5 protein-coding genes are annotated in these 4,814 nt (G+C 64.2%); 3 read left to right on the forward strand and 2 right to left on the reverse strand.

The window, feature by feature from the left end; translation table 11 throughout:
- The 3 genes from ACEN88_RS24410 to ACEN88_RS24420 all read left to right on the forward strand — a co-directional run.
- The coding region (locus ACEN88_RS24410; RefSeq protein ID WP_413343834.1) for a glycosyltransferase at window positions 1–485 on the forward strand (485 nt) is incomplete at its 5' end.
- 707 nt (window positions 486–1,192) lie between these two features.
- A complete protein-coding gene (locus tag ACEN88_RS24415) occupies window positions 1,193–2,557 on the forward strand; it encodes a transcriptional regulator (protein WP_413343836.1) in 1,365 nt (454 codons plus the stop codon).
- 75 nt (window positions 2,558–2,632) lie between these two features.
- Window positions 2,633–3,160 carry a YggT family protein gene (locus ACEN88_RS24420; protein WP_229411988.1) on the forward strand — a complete coding sequence of 176 codons (528 nt, stop codon included), beginning with the start codon at window positions 2,633–2,635 and terminating at the stop codon, window positions 3,158–3,160.
- Between the two features lie 94 nt (window positions 3,161–3,254).
- Here ACEN88_RS24420 and ACEN88_RS24425 read toward each other — a convergent pair whose 3' ends face one another.
- Together ACEN88_RS24425 and ACEN88_RS24430 are read right to left on the reverse strand one after the other, a co-directional pair.
- Window positions 3,255–4,193 carry a carbohydrate kinase family protein gene (locus tag ACEN88_RS24425; protein WP_413343838.1) on the reverse strand — a complete coding sequence of 313 codons (939 nt, stop codon included), beginning with the start codon at window positions 4,191–4,193 and terminating at the stop codon, window positions 3,255–3,257.
- Between the two features lie 8 nt (window positions 4,194–4,201).
- On the reverse strand, window positions 4,202–4,814 hold a 613-nt coding region (locus ACEN88_RS24430), incomplete at its 5' end, for a DUF3426 domain-containing protein (RefSeq protein ID WP_413343840.1).

Consider the following 4,814-nt stretch of genomic DNA (forward strand, 5'->3'; position numbering starts at 1 on the left):
GCGATGCCGCGCTGCGGCGCGAACTGGGCGAGAACGCACGCCGGCGCGTGCGCGCGGACTTCGATTGGGCCGTCGTGTTCGGGGGCTACCGCGCGTTGTGGCGCGAGCTCGACGAACGGCGCCGCGCCGATGCGGCACTTGGTCCCGCGCTGCCGGCAGTCGTGCCGGACCGGCTCGATCCGTTCGAGTTGTTCGCAACGTACCCGACGATGCGGATCACGCCGGCATCGATGGTGGAACTCGCGCCGGACGCATCGCTCGCGCTGCTGCGCCAGTATCGCGAGCTCGCGATCAACCGCTTCGCGCACGCGTCGCTGCCGACGCTGGAAGAGTTTGGACAGATCTTCGGATCGATCGAATCGCGGCCCATGCAGGTCGACGAGCTGCTCGACGCGCTCGGACCGTGCGACCGGCCGACTTTGCTGCGCGGACTCGCGTGGCTGTGCAAGATGGACTTGCTGCGTATCACTGCAGCGGAGGACTGATTTCGAATATCGCCTTTATATAAAGGCTTTATGCGAAATCGTAGTAACGTAATGCACGTTGTTTTGTGCGCTTGTTTTTGGAGACCGAGCAAGACGAGGAAGGAATCAAACGTTATCGCAGCGATCGTTTCGGTTGAGGTTATCGCTGGTTCGCCTGTAAAAGACATGAAAAATACTGTGTGCGGGTTGCGCACTGACAAGGTTTTCGTGTACTTTACGTGATTGAATTTGTCAAAACGTGAAGACGCCGATTTTCGAGGCGTTCAACGGGAAACAAACCGATCATAAATGGGACGCTGATTCATTCAGTATGCACGTAAGCTTAGCGAAAAGAACAAGCCGCATTGCCTGATAAACGTCGGGTATGGCGGCTTTTTCTTTTCGCGGCCAGCGGGCTGCGATGTGGACAGCGCAGTGAGCCATCGGACTTTAGTCGTTTAGGTCGTCGGCGACGACGATTAGCCGAGGTGCCGCAGTGAGCGATTGAGCGACTACTGTATGAAAACACAGTATAGCGTAAATCGGCGATGAATGCCCGGATGTTTTACGGGTTTTATCGAATCGCCGCGGCAGTTCGGCTGGTGCCGGATTCATTGACGCAAACATAGCGTTTGCGCCGATGAATAATTCGCCCGACCAAGCAGACCGGGTTGGACGGGTTCAAACCATGTAGCGTAATTTCTCATCGCAGAGAAGGAGAACAGAAAATGGCAACCGCCGCGAAAAAACCAGCAGCAAAGCCGGCTGCAAAAGCCGCCACCAAACCGGCCGCAAAGGCAGCAGCAGATAAACCCGCAACCAAAACCGTAGCCGCTAAAGCCGCTGCGAAGCCGGCTGCAAAGAAAGCCGCAGCAACCAAAGCTCCGGCTAAATCGGCAGCAACCAAAACCGCCGCCAAGTCGACCGCCGCCGCCAAACCGGCAGCAAAGAAAGCCGCAGCAACCAAGACCGCCGCCGCTAAACCGGCAGCAAAGAAAGCCGCTGCAACCAAGACCGCAGCAACCAAGTCGACCGCTACCAAGTCGGCTGCAACCAAGACCGCCGCCAAGTCGACCTCCGCCGCCAAGCCGGCAGCGAAGAAGACTGCAGCCAAGTCGACCGCGACCAAAGCCGCCGCCAAGCCGGCAGCGAAGAAGGCCGCGGCCAAGCCGACCGCGACCAAAGCCGCCGCCAAACCGGCTGCGAAGAAGACTGCAGCCAAGTCGACCGCCGCCGCTAAACCGGCTGCAAAGAAGACCGCCGCCAAGTCGACCGCCGCCGCTAAACCGGCTGCCAGGAAGACTGCTGCCAAGTCGGCTGCTGCTGCCAAACCGGCTGCCAAGAAAGCAGCAGGCAAGACCGCTGCCAAGTCGACCGCTGCCGCCAAACCGGCTGCCAAGAAAGCAGCAGGCAAGACCGCCGCCAAGTCGACCGCTGCCGCTAAACCGGCTGCGAAGAAGACCGCTGCCAAGTCGACTGCCGCCAAGTCGACCGCTGCCGCCAAACCGGCTGCCAAGAAAGCAGCAGGCAAGACTGCCGCCAAGTCGACCGCCGCCGCTAAACCGGCTGCGAAGAAGACCGCTGCCAAGTCGACCGCTGCCAAGTCGACCGCTGCCAAGTCGACCGCTGCCGCCAAGCCGGCTGCAACCAAGGCCGCCGCCAAGTCGACGACCGCCGCCAAGCCGGCTGCAAAGAAGACTGCAGCGACCAAGACCGCAGCGACCAAGACCGCAGCGACCAAGACCGCAGCCACCAAGGCCGCCGCTCCCGCCGCCAAAAGCGAAGCCAAGCCGGCAGTGAAGAAGGCCGCCGCCAAGCCGGCCGCCAAGGCTGAAGCGAAGCCGGAAGCTGCTGCTGCCGCGAAGAAGCCGGCCGCCAAGAAGGCCGCCAGCAAGACCGCAGCCAAGGCTGAAGCCAAGCCGGAAGCCAAGGCCGAGTCGAAAGCTGAAACCAAGGCCGACACCAAGGCCGAGACGAAAGCCGAAGCCAAGACCGACGGCAAGGACAGCGGCGCCGCTGCAGCCCCGGCACCGGCCGCCAAGTCGGTGATCGCACCGGCAGCATGGCCGTTCCCGACCAGCAGCCGTCCGTAAGCCATTCCTGCCTGGTTCAGGCAAAATACCGCTGTGTGAGCTTTCACACAGCGGTTTTTTTTTCAAGGAGTCCTTGTGCTGCCCATTCTTAAATTGATCGTCGATACCGCGGCCGGTGTGCTGGGTGGCGTCTTGCTGCTGCGTTTCTGGATGCAGGTGACCCGCGTGCGTCCGCCGGCGTCCGTCGCGCAATTTACGTTCACGTTGTCCGACTGGCTCGTGCGCCCGCTGCGCCGCATCGTGCCGGGCATGGGTGGTTACGACTGGGCCAGCCTGCTGGGCGCGTTCCTCGTCGTGCTGGCGGCATCGTCGATCCTGCTGTTGGCAGGGACGAGCGGCCAGGCCGTCGTGCTGATTGCCGTGGTCCGCCTGCTCGACTGGATCCTGTACGGCTTCATGGGCCTGTTGATCATCGAGGTGATCTTCAGCTGGGTCAATCCGCATGCGCCGCTGGCGCCGTTCGTCCACGCGCTCAACGACCCGCTGCTGCGCCCGCTGCGCCGCGTGATCCCGCCGGTCGGCGGCCTCGATCTGTCGGTGCTCGTGGCATTCATCCTGATCCAGATCGCGCAATATCTGCTGCGCCAGGTGTTTTACATCTGACGCGTGGGCTCGGGGAGCCCACGATCGTCGCCGCGGAAAAGAACAAGCGCGCCGGTCCCGCGAGGGACGGCGCGCTTTTCATTGGCCCGACGCTTTAGAAGCGGTAGCCGAAGGCCGCTTCGAACTTGTCGGCGATCTCCTGCTGCGTGAAGCTGTGGTTCTGGCCGCCCTGGTGGGCGATCTTGATGGAACCCAGCAGGCTCGCCAGGCGGCCCGTCGTGGGCCAGTCGAGGTCATTGGCGATGCCGAACAGCAGGCCGGCGCGGTAGGCGTCGCCGCAGCCCGTCGGATCGACGACGCCGGCCGCCGGCACGGCCGGGATCTTGTGGTGCTCGCCGCCGGCGTAGATGTCCGAACCGGCTTCCCCGCGCGTGACGATGAGCGCGTCCAGGCGCGCGGCGATGTCCTGCAGGGGCAGGCCCGTGCGGTCCATCACCATCTCGAATTCGTAGTCGTTGCAGGCGAGGTAGCTGGCCTGGCCGATGAACGTCAGCAGCTCGTCGCCGCTGAACATCGGCAGCTGCTGGCCCGGGTCGAAGATGAACGGCACGCCCCGTTCCGCGCAGTCGCGCGCGTGCTTGATCATGCCGTCGCGGCCGTCCGGCGCGACGATCGCGACGCGCAGCGGCAGGTAGTCGGCCAGGTTGTTCTCGTGCGAGAACTGCATCGCGCCCGGGTGGAAGGCGTTGATCTGGTTGCCGTCCAGGTCGGCCGTGACGAAGCACTGGGCCGTGTACGCGTTCTCGATGGTGCGGATCGCGTTGGTGGCGAGGCCCTGCTGCTCCATGCGGTCGAGGTAGTCGCCGCCGTCCTGGCCGATGGTGCCCATGATGAGCGGCTCGCCGCCCAGCAGCTTCAGGTTGTAGGCGATGTTGACGGCGCAGCCGCCGTATTCCGTGCGCAGCGTGGGCACGAGGAACGAGACGTTCACGCGGTGCAGCTGGTCGGCCAGCAGGGTTTCGCCGAAACGGCCGTGGTATTGCATGATCTTGTCGAAGGCGATCGAGCCGCAGATCAGCGAGGTCTTGGTCATTGGAAGCCTCAAGGATAGAAAACGAAAGTGTGATAACCGGACGGCTGCAGGCCGTCCAGCGTGAAATGGAGCGTGACCGGCTGTTCCGAGTGCGGGCCGAAACCGTTCGCCGGCGGCGTGCCGCGCGGCAGATAGTCGGCGGGCGCCAGCACCCGGCGCAGCACCGGCTTGTCGCCGGCGTCGGTCAGCTCGAGTTCGATGCTGGGCCAGGCCAGCACGAGGTTGCCCTGGTTGCGCAGCAGCGTATTCAATGCGTACGTATTCGGTCCCAGCGTCGTCAGTTCACCCGTCTCGATGACGAGGTTCTCGGCCTGCGCGGGCAGCTCCACGCGGCAGCCCAGGACGGCGCACGCGCCCGCCAGGGCCGGCTTCAGGCCCGGATGCTGCGCGGCCAGCGTGTTGCGGAAGCCCAGCACCGCCTGGGCCAGCAGCAGGAGCAGCAGCACGACGGCGCCCGCGGCCATCAGCATGCGCTGCGTGCGGCCCATGCGTTCCTGGCGGCGGCTGCGCTTGACGAATTCGGGCTCGTCGGCGTCGGCGTCGAGCGCGAGGCGCAGCTTCGGCGGTTCGATCTTCGTCGGCGTCAACCTGGAGCGGCGTGCGCGCGCGTCGGACGCACGC

The sequence above is a fragment of the Massilia sp. CT11-108 genome, assembly GCF_047302915.1.
Taxonomy (GTDB): Bacteria; Pseudomonadota; Gammaproteobacteria; order Burkholderiales; family Burkholderiaceae_D; genus Telluria; species Telluria orientalis.

Coding starts and splice junctions, on each gene's coding strand:
- ACEN88_RS24425 (WP_413343838.1), bottom strand. CDS start 4,193: ATGACCAAGACCTCGCTGATCTGCGGCTCGATCGCCTTCGACAAGATC.
- ACEN88_RS24415 (WP_413343836.1), top strand. CDS start 1,193: ATGGCAACCGCCGCGAAAAAACCAGCAGCAAAGCCGGCTGCAAAAGCC.